General features: G+C 73.1%; 16 protein-coding genes. 11 read left to right on the forward strand and 5 right to left on the reverse strand.

Features of this window, described 5'->3' with window-relative positions; genetic code table 11:
* Nucleotides 1–16: 16 nt before the first annotated feature.
* The 4 genes from ppdK to ABZ693_RS18645 all read left to right on the forward strand — a co-directional run bounded on the left by ppdK (nt 17) and on the right by ABZ693_RS18645 (nt 5,832).
* Nucleotides 17–2,728: a pyruvate, phosphate dikinase gene (ppdK, locus tag ABZ693_RS18630; RefSeq protein ID WP_359878155.1), complete on the forward strand. Its 2,712-nt coding sequence runs from the start codon at nt 17–19 to the stop codon at nt 2,726–2,728.
* Between the two features lie 739 nt (nt 2,729–3,467).
* Entirely contained in the window at nt 3,468–4,637 is a 1,170-nt protein-coding gene (locus tag ABZ693_RS18635; protein WP_359878158.1) for an ArsR/SmtB family transcription factor, read from the forward strand.
* Between the two features lie 196 nt (nt 4,638–4,833).
* Nucleotides 4,834–5,301 (forward strand): group III truncated hemoglobin, encoded by a 468-nt coding sequence (locus ABZ693_RS18640; RefSeq protein WP_359878160.1) that lies wholly within the window; start codon nt 4,834–4,836, stop codon nt 5,299–5,301.
* A gap of 105 nt (nt 5,302–5,406) precedes the next feature.
* Nucleotides 5,407–5,832 (forward strand): VOC family protein, encoded by a 426-nt coding sequence (locus tag ABZ693_RS18645; protein ID WP_359878162.1) that lies wholly within the window; start codon nt 5,407–5,409, stop codon nt 5,830–5,832.
* A gap of 27 nt (nt 5,833–5,859) precedes the next feature.
* Here the strand turns inward: ABZ693_RS18645 and ABZ693_RS18650 are convergent, their stop codons facing one another.
* Nucleotides 5,860–6,624, reverse strand: coding sequence for an SDR family NAD(P)-dependent oxidoreductase (locus ABZ693_RS18650; RefSeq protein ID WP_359878164.1), 765 nt, complete (start codon nt 6,622–6,624; stop codon nt 5,860–5,862).
* Between the two features lie 132 nt (nt 6,625–6,756).
* Nucleotides 6,757–7,341, reverse strand: a complete 585-nt coding sequence (locus tag ABZ693_RS18655; protein WP_359878165.1) for a TetR/AcrR family transcriptional regulator — start codon at nt 7,339–7,341, stop codon at nt 6,757–6,759.
* Nucleotides 7,342–7,472: 131 nt separating this feature from the next.
* Here ABZ693_RS18655 and ABZ693_RS18660 point away from each other — a divergent pair, with 131 nt between their 5' ends.
* Nucleotides 7,473–8,258: a sulfite exporter TauE/SafE family protein gene (locus ABZ693_RS18660; protein ID WP_359878168.1), complete on the forward strand. Its 786-nt coding sequence runs from the start codon at nt 7,473–7,475 to the stop codon at nt 8,256–8,258.
* Nucleotides 8,259–8,289: 31 nt separating this feature from the next.
* Here the strand turns inward: ABZ693_RS18660 and ABZ693_RS18665 are convergent, their stop codons facing one another.
* Together ABZ693_RS18665 and ABZ693_RS18670 are read right to left on the reverse strand one after the other, a co-directional pair.
* A complete protein-coding gene (locus ABZ693_RS18665; protein ID WP_359878170.1) occupies nt 8,290–8,946 on the reverse strand; it encodes a class F sortase in 657 nt (218 codons plus the stop codon).
* 174 nt (nt 8,947–9,120) lie between these two features.
* Nucleotides 9,121–9,741, reverse strand: coding sequence for a GVDTG sorting domain-containing protein (locus ABZ693_RS18670; RefSeq protein ID WP_359878172.1), 621 nt, complete (start codon nt 9,739–9,741; stop codon nt 9,121–9,123).
* 261 nt (nt 9,742–10,002) lie between these two features.
* On the opposite strand from ABZ693_RS18670, the gene ABZ693_RS18675 reads away from it, so the two are divergent.
* Together ABZ693_RS18675 and ABZ693_RS18680 are read left to right on the forward strand one after the other, a co-directional pair.
* On the forward strand, nt 10,003–10,599 hold the full coding sequence (locus ABZ693_RS18675) for an NADPH-dependent FMN reductase (RefSeq protein WP_359878175.1): 597 nt from the start codon (nt 10,003–10,005) through the stop codon (nt 10,597–10,599).
* A gap of 94 nt (nt 10,600–10,693) precedes the next feature.
* Nucleotides 10,694–11,143, forward strand: a complete 450-nt coding sequence (locus ABZ693_RS18680) for a gamma-glutamylcyclotransferase family protein (RefSeq protein WP_435842461.1) — start codon at nt 10,694–10,696, stop codon at nt 11,141–11,143.
* A gap of 40 nt (nt 11,144–11,183) precedes the next feature.
* Here the strand turns inward: ABZ693_RS18680 and ABZ693_RS18685 are convergent, their stop codons facing one another.
* Nucleotides 11,184–11,885 carry a SanA/YdcF family protein gene (locus ABZ693_RS18685; protein ID WP_359878177.1) on the reverse strand — a complete coding sequence of 234 codons (702 nt, stop codon included), beginning with the start codon at nt 11,883–11,885 and terminating at the stop codon, nt 11,184–11,186.
* A 372-nt stretch (nt 11,886–12,257) separates the two neighbouring features.
* On the opposite strand from ABZ693_RS18685, the gene ABZ693_RS18690 reads away from it, so the two are divergent.
* The 4 genes from ABZ693_RS18690 (at nt 12,258) to dnaG (ending at nt 17,850) form a co-directional block, all read left to right on the forward strand.
* Nucleotides 12,258–12,911, forward strand: a complete 654-nt coding sequence (locus tag ABZ693_RS18690; protein ID WP_435842464.1) for a hypothetical protein — start codon at nt 12,258–12,260, stop codon at nt 12,909–12,911.
* A 156-nt stretch (nt 12,912–13,067) separates the two neighbouring features.
* A complete protein-coding gene (locus ABZ693_RS18695) occupies nt 13,068–14,432 on the forward strand; it encodes a deoxyguanosinetriphosphate triphosphohydrolase (protein ID WP_359878181.1) in 1,365 nt (454 codons plus the stop codon).
* A gap of 206 nt (nt 14,433–14,638) precedes the next feature.
* Nucleotides 14,639–15,901: an NAD(P)/FAD-dependent oxidoreductase gene (locus ABZ693_RS18700; protein WP_359878183.1), complete on the forward strand. Its 1,263-nt coding sequence runs from the start codon at nt 14,639–14,641 to the stop codon at nt 15,899–15,901.
* 44 nt (nt 15,902–15,945) lie between these two features.
* A complete protein-coding gene (gene dnaG, locus ABZ693_RS18705; RefSeq protein WP_359878185.1) occupies nt 15,946–17,850 on the forward strand; it encodes a DNA primase in 1,905 nt (634 codons plus the stop codon).
* Nucleotides 17,851–17,879: the final 29 nt, after the last annotated feature.

Below are 17,879 nucleotides of genomic sequence, written 5' to 3' on the forward strand. Positions count from 1 at the left end.
CGAGGAGTCGTGGCCCGTGTCGGAATTCAATGATCAGAAGTTCGTGTACGACTTCACCGAGGGCAACAAGGACCTCAAGGACCTTCTCGGTGGCAAGGGAGCGAACCTCGCCGAGATGACCAACCTCGGTCTCCCGGTTCCCCCCGGCTTCACGATCACGACCGAGGCCTGCAAGGTCTACCTGGAGAGCGGCGCCGAGCCGGCCGCCCTCCGCGACGAGGTCAGCGCGCACCTCGACGCCCTCGAGCGCACCATGGGCAAGAAGCTCGGCCAGGCCGACGACCCGCTGCTCGTCTCCGTCCGCTCCGGCGCCAAGTTCTCGATGCCCGGCATGATGGACACGGTCCTCAACATCGGCCTCTCCGACGCCTCCGTCGAGGGCCTCGCCACCCAGGCCGACAACGCGCGCTTCGCCTGGGACTCGTACCGCCGTCTCATCCAGATGTTCGGCAAGACCGTCCTCGACGTGGACGGCGAGCTCTTCGAGGACGCCCTCGACGAGGCCAAGGCCGCCAAGGGCGCCGCCAGCGACACCGACCTGGACGCCGCCGACCTGAAGCGGCTCGTCGAGCGCTTCAAGGGCATCGTGAAGACCGCGACCGGCCGCGACTTCCCGCAGGACGCCCGCGAGCAGATGGACCTGGCCATCGAGGCGGTCTTCAACTCCTGGAACACCGACCGGGCCAAGCTGTACCGCCGCCAGGAGCGCATCCCGCACGACCTCGGCACCGCCGTCAACGTCTGCTCGATGGTCTTCGGCAACCTCGGCCCCGACTCCGGCACCGGCGTCGCCTTCACCCGCGACCCCGCCTCCGGCCACCAGGGCGTCTACGGCGACTACCTCACCAACGCCCAGGGCGAGGACGTCGTCGCCGGCATCCGCAACACCGTGCCGCTCGCCGAGCTCGAGTCGATCGACAAGAAGTCGTACGACCAGCTCATGCAGATCATGGAAACCCTCGAGACGCACTACAAGGACCTGTGCGACATCGAGTTCACCATCGAGCGCGGCCAGCTCTGGATGCTGCAGACCCGCGTCGGCAAGCGCACCGCCGGTGCCGCCTTCCGCATCGCCACGCAGCTCGTGGACCAGGGCCTCATCGACGAGGCCGAGGCGCTCCAGCGTGTCAACGGCGCCCAGCTCGCGCAGCTGATGTTCCCGAAGTTCGATGACAACGCCAAGGTGGAGCAGGTCGGGCGCGGCATCGCCGCCTCCCCGGGTGCCGCCGTCGGCAAGGCCGTCTTCGACTCGTACACGGCCGTCAAGTGGTCCCGCTCGGGCGAGAAGGTCATCCTGATCCGCCGCGAGACCAACCCGGACGACCTGGACGGCATGATCGCCGCCGAGGGCATCCTCACCTCCCGCGGCGGCAAGACCTCGCACGCCGCCGTCGTCGCCCGCGGCATGGGCAAGACCTGTGTCTGCGGCGCCGAGGAGCTCGAGGTCGACACCAAGCGCCGCCGCATGACCACCGCCGCCGGCGTGGTCGTCGAGGAGGGCGACGTCGTCTCCATCGACGGCTCCACCGGCAAGGTCTACCTCGGCGAGGTACCCGTCGTACCGTCGCCGGTCGTCGAGTACTTCGAGGGCCGGACGCACGCCGGCGCCGACGACGCCGACGAGCTGGTCCAGGCCGTGCACCGGATCATGGCCTACGCCGACCGCGTCCGCCGGCTGCGCGTCCGCGCCAACGCCGACAACGCCGAGGACGCCGCCCGTGCCCGCCGCTTCGGCGCCCAGGGCGTCGGCCTGTGCCGTACCGAGCACATGTTCCTCGGCGAGCGCCGCCAGTACGTCGAGCGCCTCATCCTCGCCGACACCGACGAGGAGCGCGAGGCCTCGCTGAAGGCCCTGCTGCCGCTGCAGAAGGGCGACTTCGTCGAGCTGTTCGAGGCGATGGACGGCCTGCCCGTCACCGTCCGGCTGCTCGACCCGCCGCTGCACGAGTTCCTGCCCGACATCACCGAGCTGTCGGTCCGCGTCGCCCTCGCCGAGGCCCGCAAGGAGCCGCACGAGAACGAACTGCGCCTGCTCCAGGCCGTCCACCGGCTGCACGAGCAGAACCCGATGCTCGGCCTGCGCGGCGTCCGCCTCGGCCTGGTCATCCCCGGCCTGTTCACCATGCAGGTCCGCGCCATCGCCGAGGCCGCCGCCGAGCGCATCGACGCGAAGGGCGACCCGCGTGCCGAGATCATGATCCCGCTCGTCGGCACCGTCCAGGAGCTGGAGCTGGTCCGCGAGGAGGCCGAGGCGGTCATCGCCGAGGTCGTCGCCCGCACCGGCGTCGACCTGAAGCTGGCCCTCGGTACCATGATCGAGCTGCCGCGCGCCGCCGTGACCGCCGGCCAGATCGCCGAGGCCGCCGAGTTCTTCTCCTTCGGCACCAACGACCTCACGCAGACGGTCTGGGGCTTCTCCCGCGACGACGTGGAGGCCAGCTTCTTCACCGCGTACCTGGAGAAGGGCATCTTCGGCGTCAGCCCCTTCGAGACCATCGACAAGGACGGCGTCGGCGCCCTGGTCCGCCAGGCCGTGGAGTCCGGCCGGGCCACCCGCCCCGACATCAAGCTCGGCGTCTGCGGCGAGCACGGCGGCGACCCGGAGTCGGTGCACTTCTTCCACGAGGTCGGTCTCGACTACGTCTCCTGCTCGCCGTTCCGGATCCCGGTGGCGCGCCTGGAGGCCGGCCGCGCGGCGGCCGAGTCGAAGGGCAGCGACAGCCGCTGACCCGCCGCGCCCCCGCCGGTCCGGGTCCCCGGACCGGTGAAGCGGGGGCCGCGCACCACCGGAGCCGCCGTTCGTCCCCGACCCTCAGAACCGATGGGCGGCGGCCCCGGTTTCCGTGAAGAGACAGGGCGGACACCTTTTGTGCGGAGGTGTCCGCCCCGTCGCGTTTCCATGGCCTCTTCGGCTGTTCCCGGCTTATCCGGCTATTTCTTCCCTTCGCCCCGGAATGCCTTCCAGGCTGTGTTCCCATACGCATTCCCGGAAAGGTATTCGGTTTTCCCTGGGAAACCTGGGGGCGGTGGTGCGCGGGAAGTGCCCGGAGGGGTGGAAGGGGTTGCGGGGGTATCGAGGATTTCGATGGGTTCGGGTGTGCGGAAAGGTGAGCTCCTGTTCGCGTCGTGTTCACATCGCGACGGCACAGGAATTTCGCCTTTGAACTTTCGCAAACAAAGACATGGGCGCGGCCTCCGGATCCCCACCCGGAGGCCGCGCCCATTCCGTTAGCCGGGCGGATGAGCCGCAACCTCGCCGACCGCCGCCGGACGCGCCGAAGCCCCCCACGGTCTTCGTCGCGTCACCTCGGTCCTCGAAGGTTCCCCGTCCGGCCGATCACAGCTTTTCGGTTTCCGGCCGTTCACCGCGAGGCTTTTCAAGTCTGGCTGAAACACCCTGGTAACGTGCTGTGATGCTGTGCATACTCGTCGTCGGGGGTGGTTGCGAGTGCACAGGTGGGGGTTCGATGCTGCGGATTCATTTCACCGGGGCCGATCTGGCCGGGGTGAGGATGGCAGCCCAGCCGGACGTGTTGTGGGAAACGATTCTCAGCTTTCACCGGATACGGGACCGGCGCGGCCCGGTCGTGTTCCGGGAATGGCGGTCGGAAGCACGGGTACGGCTCGGCACGGAGACGCGGCTGCTCGCCGCACTGGTCCCGGGACGCGGCTATTTCCCCGACTTCCTCAACCCCCCGGAGGGCATCCTCGGTCTCGACGAGGCGCTTGACGCGATCCGCGCGACCCCGGCCGCCCGGCTCCACGCCGAACTGGCCCAGATCGGCGCCGCGGCCACCGGGCGGCCCGCCGTACCGGCCGCGCTGCGCTCCCTCGCCGACGGCTGCGGCGGGGCGCTCGGCCGGCTGTCCGGGGCGCTGCGCGACTACCACCGGGCCGCCGTCGAGCCGTACTGGACGCACATCCAGGCCCGCGTCGAGGCCGACCGGGTGCGGCGCGGCCGGGCGCTGCTCGACGGGGGAGCGGACGAGCTGCTCGCCTCCCTGCCGCCGATGCTCCGCTGGCACAGCCCCGTCCTGGAGGCGGACTACCCCGTCGACCGGGACGTCCGGCTCGACGGGCGCGGGCTGCTGCTCCAGCCCTCGTACTTCTGCCGCGGCACCCCGGTCGTCCTGCGCGACCCCACGCTGCCGCCGGTCCTCGTCTACCCGCTCACCCACGGCGAGTCCCCGACGGTCCGGCCGCCCGGCCTGCCGTCGCTCGCCAAGCTGGTCGGCCACACCCGCTCGGCGGTCCTGCACGCCATCGGCGACGGCGGTACGACGAGCGAGCTGGCCCGCCGGGCCGGGGTGTCCCTGGCCTCCGCCAGCCAGCACGCCGGGGTGCTGCGCGAGGCCGGGCTGATCGCCACCCTGCGCAACGGCAACGCGGTCCTGCACACGCTCACCCCGCTCGGCGCCGCCCTCCTCGGTGGTGGTGGCGGGACGCGCGACGAGAACGGCCGCCGGGCGGGCGGGGGCCGGCGGGAGGACGGTACGGGGGGTGGCGCGGGCGGCCCGGCCGGTGCGGGCGGTCCCGGCGGCGGGGACGACGGGGCGGGAGAAGCGGGGAGGGCGGGCCGGGCCGGCGGGCGGATCCCGGAGCGGGCCCCGGAGCGGGCCCCGGCTCCGGTCCGGTGACGCGTACGGGACGGTGGGGCCGCCGGGTGATGCGTACGGGTGGTGCGACCGCCCGCTGATACGTACGGGTGGTGCGGCCGCCCGGTGGCCAAGGCGGCCCGGGGGTGTCGGTCCCGGCTCCCGTGACCGGCCCAGGGCACCGGACAGGGACCTTCGGCTCTGTGCGGGCCGGCGGCGGGCGCGCGACCCTGGACCCATGCGTGTCACCCGAGACGTCCCCGACATCCGCGGCCGCGCCGACCTCGACGTGCTGCTGCGGCGCTTCTACACGGCCGCCTTCGCCGACCCGCTCATCGGGCCCTTCTTCACCGAGATCGCCGGCACGGACCTGGAGGTCCATCTGCCGCGGATCGGCGACTTCTGGGAGCGGGCGCTGTTCCGGACCGCCGCGTACCGGCACGACGCCTTCGCCCCGCACTCCGCCGTGCACTCCGTACAGCCGCTGACCGCCGCCCACTTCGGCCGCTGGGTGCAGCTGTGGCACGCCACGATCGACGGGCTGCACGAGGGTCCGCTGGCCGACCGGGCCAAGGCGCAGGGCGAACGGATCGCGCTCGCCCTGCTCCGCCGGCTCGCCGGCCGCGACGTGTCCACCGACGCGCCCCGGGGCGAGGGCGGCGGGTTCGTACCGCTGGCGGCGCTCACACTGCGGGCGGCCGGCTGACGGGTTGGAATCTCTTCGAAGAAAAGCGCGAGAGAGCGATGAGTTCCGGTGAGGCCGGCCGTCTTACCTCTCGAAAGCACCGCGACGGAAGAGAGAGTGACCACCATGGCCCCCCAGATGATCTTCGTGAACCTGCCGGTGAAGGACCTGGACGCGAGCAAGGCGTTCTACGAGAAGCTCGGCTTCTCCGTCAACCCGCAGTTCACGGACGAGACCGCCGCGTGCGTCGTCATCAGCGACGCGATCTTCGTGATGCTGCTGACCGAGGAGAAGTTCAGGGCCTTCACCGCGCCCGGCAAGGAGATCGCCGACGCCACGAAGGTGACCGAGACGCTGGTCTCGCTGAGCGCGGAGAGCCGGGAGAAGGCCGACGCCCTGGCGGAGGCGGCCCTGGCCGCGGGCGGCAGCCCGGCGAAGGAGCCGCTGGAGCTGGGCTTCATGTACGGCCGCTCCTTCGCCGACCTGGACGGGCACCACTGGGAGGTGTCCTGGATGGACCCGGCCGCCCTCCAGGGCGGTGCGCAGGGCTGATCCGCGTCCCGCGCGGCCCCTTGCCGGTCAGGCCGAGACGCCGCCGTCGATCACCAGGTCCGTGCCGACGGCGGAGCCGGCCTCGTCGGAGGCCAGGTAGAGCACCGCCGCCGCCACCTCCCGGGCCGAGGTGATCCGGCCGAGCGGCGACTGCCCCTTCATCCGCACCGCCCGCTCGGCCTCGGTCTCGCCCGGGCGCAGCGACATCGCGGACTCGGCGGCCCCGGGGCTCACCGCGTTGATCCGGATCCCGTCGCCGACGTGGTCGAGGGCGGCGGCCCGGGTGAGCGCGGAGACGGCGGCCTTGGACACCTGGTAGCCGAAGAGGCCCGGCCGCCGGGTGTGGGCGCCCAGGTTGGACGAGATGTTCACGATGGCCCCGCCGCCGTGGGCGCGCATGTGGGCTATCTCGGCCTGGAGCGAGTGCAGGACGCCGGAGACGTTGACGTCGAGCAGCGCCTGCCAGTCGTCGAGCGGGAAGTCGGCCGCGCTGTGGCCGCCCCGGAACACCCCCGCGTTGTTCACCGCCACGTCCAGCGAGCCGAAGGCGGCGACGGTCTCCCGGACGGCCCGGCGCATGTCCTCGGCGACCGAGACGTCGGCGGTGACCGCGCGGGCGGTGCCGCCCGCGGCCTCGATGAGCGCCACCGTCTCGTCGAGGGCGGCGGCCCGGCGGCCGGACACGGCCACCTGCGCGCCCTCGGCGGCGAAGGCGAGCGCGATGGAGCGGCCGAGACCGCCTCTGGCGCCGGTGACGAGGACGGTGCGGCCGGTGAATCGGGACGACGACATGGTCACTCCTGTGCGAGGTGGGCGAGCGGATGGATTTTTGACCGTACGTTCTTGAATGAGGCGCGAAAGATGGGCGCCCGCAGGCGCCCAGGGGCAGAGCCGTGAAGGGCCGGGAAGGCGAGCCGGGGCGGGTCAGTCGAGCAGGGTCAGCGCCTGCTCCGCGGCGTCGCGCACCCGGGCCGGGTCGCTCGACGCCTTGCCGACCACCCGCAGGCCCTGGAGCAGGACGAGCAGCATCCGGGCCAGCGCGCGCGGATCGCGGCCGGGTGGCAGTTCGCCCTGGGTCCGGGCCCGGTTGAGCGCACTGTGCAGCAGGGTCTCCAGCTGCTCCCAGCTCCGTTCGACCCGCCGGCCCACCGCCGGGTCGCGCGGGGCCAGTTCCGCCGCCGAGTTGGTGAGGAGACAGCCGGTCAGCCGCAGCTCGTCGGCCGCCGCCTCGGCCGCGAACCGGCGTACCAGCGCCCGTACGCCCGGCAGTGCGGGCCCCGGCGCGGACAGCTCGTCGAGGATCCGCGGATCCGTGTTCTCCGCGTAGCGCTCCAGGGCCTTCAGATACAGCTCGTGCTTGCTGCCGAAGGTCGCGTAGACGCTGGCCCGGCCGATGCCGAGGCGCTCCACGAGGTCCGCCATGGTGGTCGCCTCGTAGCCGCGCGCCCAGAACAGCTCAAGGGCGGACTGGAGCGCGGCGTCGGGATCGAATTCCTTGGTCCTGGCCACGTGTCGACCGTACGGCTATCGAGAACGATCGGTCAAGATCCTCTATGACTCCGTCCGGCCAAGCTCTGGGCTTGCTCAAGACCGGCCGGGATCGATGGACGGCACACCTATCCCGTTTCTAGGCTCGCGCCATGCCTGACATATCCCTGACCACTCTTGCCCTGCTCTGCCTCGCCGCCTTCGCGGCCGGCTGGATCGACGCCGTGGTCGGGGGCGGCGGTCTGCTCATGCTGCCCACCCTGCTGCTCGGGCTGCCGCACCTGCCGGCCGCGCAGATCCTCGGCACGAACAAGGCCATGTCCATCGTCGGCACGTCCGGCGCGGCCGTCACGTATCTGCGCAAGGCCCCGATGAAACTGGGCATGGCACTGCGGATCGGGTTCGCCGCGCTCGCCGGGTCGATGGCCGGCGCCTTCTTCGCGGCCGGGATCAGCAGCGCGGTGCTGCGCCCGGTGATCATGGTGGTGCTGCTGGCCGTGGCCGTGTTCGTGCTGCTCCGGCCGACGTTCGGCGCGCGGCCCGAGGGCGCGGAGCGGCCGGAGCTCACCAGGGCCCGGATCGTCACCGCGATCGTCGTGGTCGGCGGCGGCATCGGTTTCTACGACGGCCTGTTCGGGCCCGGCACCGGCACCTTCCTGGTCCTCGCCCTGACCGCCGTGCTCCACCTCGACCTGGTGACGGCCTCCGCCACCGCGAAGATCGTCAACGTCTGCACCAACGCGGGCGCGCTCGTCACCTTCGCCTCGCAGGGGAACGTCATCTGGCAGCTGGCCGCCGTCCTGGCCGTCTTCAACCTCGCGGGCGGCACGACCGGCGCGCGGATGGCGCTGAGCAAGGGCACGGAGTTCGTCCGCGGGGTGCTGCTCGTGGTGGTCCTCTCGCTGGTCGCCAAGCTCGCCTTCGACCAGTGGGCGTGAGCCCGCCGTACGGGACCGGCCCGCGGGCGGATCAGGCGGTACGGGAGCCGGCCGGGAGCGACGCCTCCGGCCGTACGCCGATGAGGTGCCCGAACGCGACCACGTTGCCCAGGTAGCCGCCGGACTTCTTGGAGAAGCCGCCGCCGCAGGTGATCACCCGGATCTCGGCCCGGTCCGCCTGCCCGTACACCTTGGCGTCGGGGAAGGCGTCGTTCTCGTAGACCTCGACCGCGTCGATCGTGAACACCGCCGTCCGGCCGTCCCGCCGGTCCACCTCGACCCGGTCGCCCTTCTTCAGCGCGCCGAGCGCGTAGAAGACCGCCGGCCCGTCCGCGTTGTCGACATGGCCGGCCACGATCGCGGTGCCCTTGGCGCCGGGCCGGGTGCCGTCCTCGTACCAGCCCGCCAGATTGCGGTCGGCGGCCGTCGGGACGTCGAGCGCGCCGTCCCGGCCGATCCCGAGGCCCGTCACGGGCGCGTCCACGTCGATCTCGGGGATGCGCAGCCGGACCGGATCGGACGGCGGGAGCGGGTCGGCGGCGGCGTCCGTGTGGACGCTCGGCCCGGCGGCGAACGCCTGGGCCGCCGACGGCACCGGCGGGGTGACCTGCGCCGAACCGTTGTGGATCATCCACAGGCCCAGGCAGGCGGCCGCGGCGACGCCCCAGCCCTTGCTCCGCGTACTCACCTGTCGCTCACCGGCCGCCCATCCGTCGCTCGCCTGCCGCTCGTGTCGCTCACCTCTCGCCCGCCCGTCCTCGCCGGCCGCTCACCGGCTCCTTCCGTGCCTCTCGGGGATGGCCCTGCCCCCGCCGGGCCGTCAGCGGGCGCGCGGCGGAGGCAGGACGTGGGGCGGTACGGGTCAGCCGTCCTGCGCGCCGCTCGCCCGGCGGCGCAGGAGCCACGTACCGCCGGCGGCGGCCGCGGCCAGCACCGCCACGCCCGCCGCGATCTGGGAGGTGTCCGGGCCGACGCTGCCGCCGACACCGGTCCGCACATGGCCGCTGGGGCCTTCCCGGCGTTCGACGATCAGTTCGCCGCGGGTGGACTTGCCGTTGTCGCACTCGACCCGGATCTCGTACGAGCCGGCCCGGGCGTGGTGCGGCACCGCGAACTGCCCGACCACGACCTTCTTGTGGGTGCTCGGGTTGAGATGGAAATCGCCCGCGCCGACCGAGGTCGCGTCGCCCTTGCCGTGGCCGTGCTCGCCGCAGGCGGCGGTGTTCACGGTGACGGTGGTGCCGGGGTCGGCGGGGGAGGGGAAGATCTCCAGCCGCCGGTCGCCCCAGTCGCGGCCGCTCTCGCCGCCACCTTCGCGGCCTTCGTCACGCCCCCCGTCGCGGCCTCCCTCGCCGCCGCCGTCGTTCGCGACGGCGGGGGGAGCGGCGAAGGTGGTGAAGGCGAGGGGCGCGGCGGTGAGGGTGGTGAGGGCGACGAACGTCAGCGCGGTACCGGTGAGCAGTCGGGCGGGGGTGCGGCGCATGGGGGGTCCTCCGGGGCGCGCGAACGGCTTGCGGAAGCGGTCTTCCGTAGGTCCGAGACAAGGCGATGCCCGGGTTCCGCGCCTGGTGAGGAAGCGTCAGAACTGCTCCGTCCGATACGGCGTGCGGCCGCCCTCCCTGGTGTTCGCGCAGGTAGGGGGCGATTCCGGGAGGCGGGATGCGGCCCGCTCCGAATGGGTGAGCACGGCCGCGGAAAATCCGCGCTTGACCTCGACCTTGCTTGAGGTACCACCCTCGTCGACATGGACACCGACACCACCACGCGCCCGCTCCGACTCGCCGTCATCGCCGCCAGCAACCGCGAGGGCCGCTTCGGCCACATCGTCACCGACTGGTTCGCCGGACACGCCGAGGCGCACCAGGACTTCGCCACCCGCGTCGTCGACCTCGCCGACGTCGACCTGCCCACCGCCCTCTCCCGCGACCCCGGCGCCGCCGTCAGGGCCGAATTGGCCAAGGTCGGCCCGGTGCTGGCCGAGGCCGACGCCTTCGTCGTCGTCACCCCCGAGTACAACCACTCCTTCCCCGCCTCCCTGAAGGCCCTGATCGACTGGCACTTCACCGAGTGGCAGGCCAAGCCCGTCGCCTTCGTCTCCTACGGCGGCATCTCCGGCGGCCTGCGCGCCGTCGAGCAGCTGCGCCAGGTCTTCGCCGAGATGCACACCGCCACCATCCGCGAGACCGTCTCCTTCGCCGGAGTGCACGGCAGCTTCACCGAGGACGGCACGCTCAAGGACCCGGAGATCCCGGACGCCGCCGCCACCCGCCTGCTCGACCAGCTCGCCTGGTGGGCCCACGCCCTCAGGGAGGCCAAGACCGTCCGCCCGTACGCGGGGTGAGGACGCGGCGGTACTGGGGGGGCGGACGCCGGTGGTACGGGGTGGAGCGCACCCGCCCCGCCGCCCGCCGCGCCCCGGCCCCTACCGTGGCGGCGTGAACGAGAACGCGAACGAGAACGCGAACGAGAACGCGAGCGGCGCGCACCGGCCCGGGACCGAGCGGCCCTTCTTCGTGTACGGCACGCTGCGTCCCGGCGGGTGGCACCACGACCGGCTCCTGCGCGGCCGGACCGCCGCCGAGGAGGACGCCCTTCTGCCCGACGCGGTGCTGCACGACGGCCCCGGCTACCCGTACGCCGTCGCCGCCCCGGGCGCCGGGCCGGTCACCGGCACCCTGCTGACGGCCGCGCCCGGCACGTACCCCGCACTCCTCGACGCCCTCGACCTGCTGGAGCTTCCCGCCGGCTACGAGCGCGCGGCCCGCGCGACCGTACGGCTCCGGGACGGGGCCCGGGTGTCCGCCTGGGTGTACCTGGCCGCGCCGGGCACGGCGCTCGGCCCGCCGATCCCGGGCGGCGACTGGTTCGGCCGCGCGGACGTGTGACCGGAAGCGGGGACGGAAGAGGGAGCGGACGCCCGACCGGTCACCGGGCCGGGTGCGGGGTGGCCGCCAGGGCCTTGGTGACGCCGTCCTCCCGGTCGCCGAGGAAGTGCGGGTCCGGCCGCAGGGCCGCCTCGGCGGCGGCCTTCCCGGCGGCGGCGATCTCCCGGGTGGTGCCGTAGTACCAGGTGGCGTCGTGCGGTTCGCCGACACCGACGCCGTACGACTCCACGCCCGCCGCCGCGCACAGCGCGAGGGCCCGCTTGACGTGGAAGTCCTGGGTGACGAGGACGGCCCGGTCCACGCCGAAGATCTTCTTGGCGCGGACGCACGAGTCCCAGGTGTCGAAGCCCGCGTAGTCGCTGACGACCTTGTCGTCCGGCACCCCGCGCGCCGCCAGGTAGGTGCGCATCGCGCTCGGCTCGTCGTACTCGGTGCGGCTGTTGTCGCCGGTGACGAGGAGGACCTTGACCTTGCCGGAGCGGTACAGCTCGGCGGCGGCGTCGAGGCGGTGCGCGAGATACGGGGTGGGGCGGCCCTTCCACAGTCCGGCGCCGAACACGACCGCGACGTCCTCGGCGGGCACGTCGGCCGTCGTCCGCAGCCGGCCGTCGGCGGCGGTGTGCATCCAGGTGACCGGCGCGAGCGCGAGACAGGCCCCGATCATGACGGCCTGGACGGCGCGGCGGCGGCCCCGGACGGTGCGGGGGAGTCGGAGCGGTCGGGGCAGTCGGACGCCGCGCATGCGGGGGGACCTCCGGAGTGGTCGTCGGATGTCGGAGCGGGGAGAGGAGCGGAAGAGCCCGGGAAGGTCGAAGAGTCGAAGAGTCGAAGAGTCGAATTGCCGAAGAGCGGAAGAGCGGAAAGTCGAACGGATGTCACACCGTTCGACGCGATACGGCCGGTTCCGGTTCGCTCGCCGGCGCGATCCGTTCCCTCCCGGCCCACCCGCCCCGAGCCGCCGCGCCCGCAACTCCCTCCGGCCGCGCGGAGGTTCCGGGAGGCCCCGTGTGGAAAATAGGAGGAGGCGAAGAGACCGGGCCCGTACCATCCGCGGGTGATCATCGAAGCCGTCCTCGCCGACGCCCTCCAGAACAACGTCCAGTGGTGCGCGACGATGTGCCGCGCGCACGGCCTGTCCGAGGCCGCCCTGGGCCCGCGCGCCTGGACCAGCCCGCGCCGCACCCCGCTCTACTACCCCGACGCGGTCACCCTCACCGCGGACGCCGAAGCGCGGGACGTCCTGGACGGCATCGACCGCACCACCCCCGGCGCCTCCGTCAAGGACAGCCTCGCCCGCCTCGACCTCGCGCCCGAGGGCTTCCGGCTGCTCTTCGAGGCCCAGTGGATCCACCGCCCCGCCGGCCTGCCGGGCAGCGCCGCGGACGCCGGCGCCGCCGCGTACCGGCCCGTCCGCACCCCCGGCGAACTCGCCGCCTGGGCGCTGGCCTGGAGCGGCGGCGACGCCGACGAGGCCGCCCTCTTCCGGCCGGAGCTCCTCGACGACCCCGCCACCACGATCGTCGCGGGCCACGCCCCCGACGGCCGGATCCTCGGCGGCGCCGTCCTCACCGCGAGCCCACGCGTCACCGGCGTCTCCAACCTCTTCACCGCCGACGGCGTCCCGGCCTCCGCCGCCTGGTCCGGCGTCCTCGCGGTCGCCGACCCCGCGCTTCCGCTCGTCGGGTACGAGTCGGGCGACGACCTCGACGCGGCGCTGGCGGCGGGCTTCGAGGCGATCGGCCCGCTGCGGGTCTGGCTCGACGCCTGAGCCACAAAGGCCCCGCCACAGCGGCCCAGCCATAAAGGCCCCGCCACAAGGCCCGGCCGCAAACGCCCGGCCATGGCCCCGGATCCCGGAGGTCCTGCCCCACCCGACGCCGCCATCTGCCCCCTTCTGTCCGTCCTGCCGGTTACGGTCGGGGGCATGGCAGGCTTCCCCGAGAACCCCGACCGGACCGGCGGCACCCCCGGCATCCCGCACACCCCCGGCACTCCCGACGCCCCCGGCACCCCCGGCTACGACGCGGCCGACACCGAACGCTGGGCCGCCGAGCCCGACAAGCGGCCCGGCCGCACGGCCTTCCAGCGCGACCGCGCCCGCGTGCTGCACTCCGCCGCGCTGCGCCGGCTCGCCGGCAAGACCCAGGTCGTCACCCCCGGCTCGTACAGCCACGCCTGGGACACCAGCCCGCGCACCCGGCTCACCCACTCCCTGGAGTGCGCCCAGGTCGGCCGCGAGCTCGGCGCCGCCCTCGGCTGCGACCCCGACCTCGTCGAGGCCGCCTGTCTCACCCACGACCTCGGCCACCCGCCCTTCGGGCACAACGGCGAACAGGCCCTCAACGACGTCGCCAAGGACTGCGGCGGCTTCGAGGGCAACGCCCAGTCGCTGCGGCTGCTCACCCGGATCGAGCCGAAACGGTTCATCGCCGACCCCGCCACCGGCGCCCCGCTCAGCGTCGGCCTCAACCTCACCCGCGCCGCCCTCGACGCCGCCACCAAGTACCCCTGGCCCCGCGGCGGCCACCCCACCGACCCCGGCTCGCCCAAGTTCGGCGTGTACGAGGACGACCTGCCCGTCTTCACCTGGGCCCGGCAGGACGCCCCCGCCGACCGCACCTGCTTCGAGGCCCAGGTCATGGACTGGTCCGACGACGTCGCCTACTCCGTCCACGACTTCGAGGACGGCCTGCACGCCGGGCACATCGACCCCAACCTGCTCCTCGCCGAACCCGAGCGCGCCGACATCTGGGCCGTCGCCCGCGGCCGCTACGTCCCCGAGGACACCGACCCCGCCGAACTCGCCGCCGCCCTCGACCGGCTCATGGACGAGGACTGGTGGCCGCACGGCTACGACGGCTCGGCCGTCGCCCAGGCCCGCCTCAAGGACGCCACCAGCCAGCTCATCGGCCGTTTCTGCCTCGCCGCCGAGACCGCCACCCGGCACGCCTACGGCTCCGGCCGCCTCACCCGCTACGGCGCCACCCTCGTCGTCCCCCGCGCGGCCCGCCTGGAGTGCGCCGTCCTCAAGGCCATCGCCGACCGGTACGTGATGCAGCGCGCCGAACAGGAGGCGCTCCGCGCCGACCAGCGCGTCGTCGTCACCGAACTGGCCGAGGCGCTCACCGCCCGCGCCCCCGAGGGGCTCGACCCGCAGTTCCGCGCCCTGTTCGCCGCCGCCCCCGACGACCGCTCCCGCAAGCGGGTGATCGTCGATCAGATCGCCTCCCTCACCGACGCGTCGGCCCGCGCCCTGCACGCCCGCCTGCGCGCACCGCACCACCGCTGACCCGCCCACCGCTGACCCGTCCACCGGCCTCCGCGTCCGCGCGGATGACCAAGGTCCCCTTTCGGGGGCCGGTTCCGGGGCCGTTCGCCCCCTTCCCACCCCATGGCCGGTGCGGGACCCTGCGCAAGCACGTCCCGAGGCGGTACGGTCCGGGCCGGGTCCAGGGGCGTAGCGTAGGGAACCGGTCGCAACGAGGAGGAATCAACGTGGTCGACGCAGATCAGACCTTTGTCATCGTCGGCGGGGGCCTGGCCGGCGCCAAGGCGGCGGAGACCCTGCGCTCCGAAGGATTCAACGGGCGGGTCATCCTCGTCTGCGACGAACACGAACGCCCCTACGAGCGTCCACCGCTCTCCAAGGGCTTCCTCCTCGGCAAGGCCGACCGCGACTCCGTCTTCGTCCACGAACCCTCCTGGTACGCGAGCAACGACGTCGAACTCCACCTCGGCCAGACCGTCACCGCCATCGACCGCGACGCCCGCACCGTCCGGTTCGGCGACGGCACCGTGATCCGCTACGACAAGCTGCTCCTCGCCACCGGCGCCGAGCCGCGCCGCCTCGACATCCCCGGCACCGGTCTGGCCGGCGTGCACCACCTGCGCCGCCTCGCCCACTGCGAGCGGCTGCGCGACGAGCTGAAGGCGCTCGGCCGTGACAACGGCCACCTGGTCATCGCGGGCGCCGGCTGGATCGGCCTGGAGGTCGCCGCCGCGGCCCGTACGTACGGCGCCGAGGTCACCATCGTCGAGGCGGACCCGACCCCGCTGCACCGGGTCCTCGGCCCCGAGCTGGGCCAGGTCTTCGCCGACCTGCACGCCGCGCACGGCGTCCGCTTCCACTTCGGCGCCCGGCTCACCGAGATCACCGGCCAGGACGGCATGGTCCTCGCCGCCCGTACCGACGACGGCGAGGAGCACCCCGCGCACGCCGTCCTCGTCGCCATCGGCGCCGCCCCGCGCACCACCCTCGCCGAGAACGCCGGCCTCGCCCTCGTCGACCGCGCCGACGGCGGCGGTGTCGCCGTCGACGAGACGCTGCGCACCTCCGACCCGGACGTCTTCGCCGCCGGCGACGTCGCCGCCGCGCACCACCCCGCGCTGCACACCCGGCTGCGGGTCGAGCACTGGGCCAACGCCCTCAACGGCGGCCCGGCCGCCGCCCGCGCGATGCTCGGCCAGAGCGTCTCGTACGACCGCGTCCCCTACTTCTTCTCCGATCAGTACGACCTCGGCATGGAGTACTCGGGCTGGGCCCCGCCCGGCTCGTACGACCAGATCGTGACGCGCGGGGACGTCGGAAAGCGCGAGTTCGTCGCCTTCTGGCTGAAGGACGGCCGGGTCCTCGCGGGCATGAACGTGAATGTGTGGGACGTCACAGAACCCATCCAGAAGCTCATCCGCTCCCGTGCCCAGGTGGACCCCGAGCGGCTCGCGGACCCCTCCGTGCCCCTGGAGACCCTCGCCGCGTAGCCGGTGCAGCCCGGGCGCCTTCCCGCTCCCCGTAGAATCTATGCGTGGCAGGCAGGATCAACGATGAGGACGTGAAGGCGGTACGGGACGCCGTCCCGATCGACGCCGTCGTATCCGAGTACCTCCAGCTCCGCAACGCCGGCGGCGGGAACCTCAAGGGGCTGTGCCCCTTCCACGACGAGAAGTCGCCCTCCTTCCAGGTCAGCCCGAGCAAGGGACTCTTCCACTGCTTCGGCTGCCAGGAAGGCGGCGACACGATCGCCTTCGTGATGAAGATCGACCATCTCACCTTCTCCGAGACGGTCGAGCGCCTCGCCGCCCGGGCGGGCATCACGCTGCGGTACGAGGAGGGCGGCTACAACCCCGGCCACCAGCGCGGCGAACGCACCCGCCTGGTCGAGGCCCACAAGGTCGCCGCCCAGTACTACGCGGACCAACTCGGCTCCGCCGAGGCCGAGATCGGCCGGAAGTTCCTCGCCGAGCGCGGCTTCGACCAGGCCGCCGCCGAGCACTTCGGCGTCGGCTACTCCCCGGCCGGCTGGGACCACCTCACCCGCTTCCTGCGCGGCAAGGGCTTCACCGACCGCGAGCTGATCGTCTCCGGCCTCTCCCAGGACGGCCGCCGCGGCCCCATCGACCGCTTCCGCGGCCGCCTCATGTGGCCGATCAAGGACGTCGGCGGCGACGTCGTCGGCTTCGGCGCGCGCCGGCTGCGCGAGGACGACAACGGGCCCAAGTACCTCAACACCCCCGAGACGCCGATCTACAAGAAGTCCCAGGTCCTCTACGGCATCGACCTGGCCAAGAAGGACATCGCCAAGGTCAGCCGGGCCGTCGTCGTCGAGGGCTACACCGACGTCATGGCCTGCCACCTGGCCGGCGTGCCCACCGCCATCGCCACCTGCGGCACGTCCTTCGGCGGCGACCACATCAAGATCCTGCGCCGGCTCCTCATGGACAACGGCACCGCCCGCGTCATCTTCACCTTCGACGGTGACGCCGCCGGCCAGAAGGCCGCCCTGCGCGCCTTCGAGGACGACCAGAAGTTCGCCGCCGAGACGTACATCGCCATCGCGCCCGACGGCATGGACCCCTGCGAACTGCGCCTGGCCAAGGGCGACGAGGCCGTCGCCGACCTGGTCGAACCGCGCGTCCCGCTGTTCGAGTTCGCGCTGCGCCAGATCACCGGCCGCTACGACCTGGAGATCCCCTCCGGCCGCGCCGCCGCGCTCGACGAGGCCGCGCCCATCGTCGCCCGGATCAAGAACATCGCCTCGCAGCACGAGGTCGCCGTCCAGCTCGCGGGCATGCTCGGCATCCTCGACACCCAGTTCGTGGTGCGCCGCGTCGCCCAGATCGCCCGCTGGCAGCGCCAGGGCGGCCAGGGCGGTCCGGAGCAGCAGCGGGGCGGCGACCGGGGCCGGCAGCGGCGGATGTACGACATCCCGGCGCCCGTCGCCCCCGCCGGGCCCGCGCTCAACCTGCGCAGCCCCGCCCACCGCACCGAGCGCGAGCTGCTCAAGCTCGCCCTCCAGTACCCGGAGCTGGTCTCGCCGGCCTTCGACGCGTACGGGATCGACGAGTTCACCGCCGCGCCCTACGCCGCCGTCCGCCAGTGCGTCCAGGACGCGGGCGGCGCCACCGACGCGCCCTCCGACTACCTCGACGCCGTGCGCGAGGCCGCGCCCGACGACACGGTGCGCTCGCTCGTCACCGAGCTGGCCGTCGAGACGATCTTCGCCAAGGCCGTCGACGAGGCGTACGCCGGCGACCAGCTGGTGACCGTACGGCTCCGGGCCGTCGACCGGCGGATCCGCGACGTCCAGAGCACCCTGGCCCGGCTCGGGCCGCACGGCGACCCGGGGCAGGTCTCCGCCGTACAGAACGAGCTGTGGGTGCTCACCCAGTACGGACAGTCGCTGCGCACGCACGGCGCCGCCGCGCTCTGACGTCCGCTTCAGCCGGCCCGGCGCGCGGT

The organism is Streptomyces laurentii, assembly GCF_040635425.1.
Lineage (GTDB): Bacteria > Actinomycetota > Actinomycetes > Streptomycetales > Streptomycetaceae > Streptomyces > Streptomyces laurentii.

What these genes read in the sequence shown, in the direction of transcription:
- ABZ693_RS18640 (WP_359878160.1), top strand. Translation starts at nt 4,834, where the DNA reads ATGCGTGTCACCCGAGACGTCCCCGACATCCGCGGCCGCGCCGACCTC.
- ABZ693_RS18670 (WP_359878172.1), bottom strand. Translation starts at nt 9,741, where the DNA reads ATGCGCCGCACCCCCGCCCGACTGCTCACCGGTACCGCGCTGACGTTC.
- ABZ693_RS18695 (WP_359878181.1), top strand. Translation starts at nt 13,068, where the DNA reads ATGGCAGGCTTCCCCGAGAACCCCGACCGGACCGGCGGCACCCCCGGC.
- ABZ693_RS18685 (WP_359878177.1), bottom strand. Translation starts at nt 11,885, where the DNA reads ATGCGCGGCGTCCGACTGCCCCGACCGCTCCGACTCCCCCGCACCGTC.
- ABZ693_RS18650 (WP_359878164.1), bottom strand. Translation starts at nt 6,624, where the DNA reads ATGTCGTCGTCCCGATTCACCGGCCGCACCGTCCTCGTCACCGGCGCC.
- ABZ693_RS18675 (WP_359878175.1), top strand. Translation starts at nt 10,003, where the DNA reads ATGGACACCGACACCACCACGCGCCCGCTCCGACTCGCCGTCATCGCC.
- ABZ693_RS18690 (WP_435842464.1), top strand. Translation starts at nt 12,258, where the DNA reads ATGTGCCGCGCGCACGGCCTGTCCGAGGCCGCCCTGGGCCCGCGCGCC.
- ABZ693_RS18635 (WP_359878158.1), top strand. Translation starts at nt 3,468, where the DNA reads ATGCTGCGGATTCATTTCACCGGGGCCGATCTGGCCGGGGTGAGGATG.
- ABZ693_RS18645 (WP_359878162.1), top strand. Translation starts at nt 5,407, where the DNA reads ATGGCCCCCCAGATGATCTTCGTGAACCTGCCGGTGAAGGACCTGGAC.
- ABZ693_RS18660 (WP_359878168.1), top strand. Translation starts at nt 7,473, where the DNA reads ATGCCTGACATATCCCTGACCACTCTTGCCCTGCTCTGCCTCGCCGCC.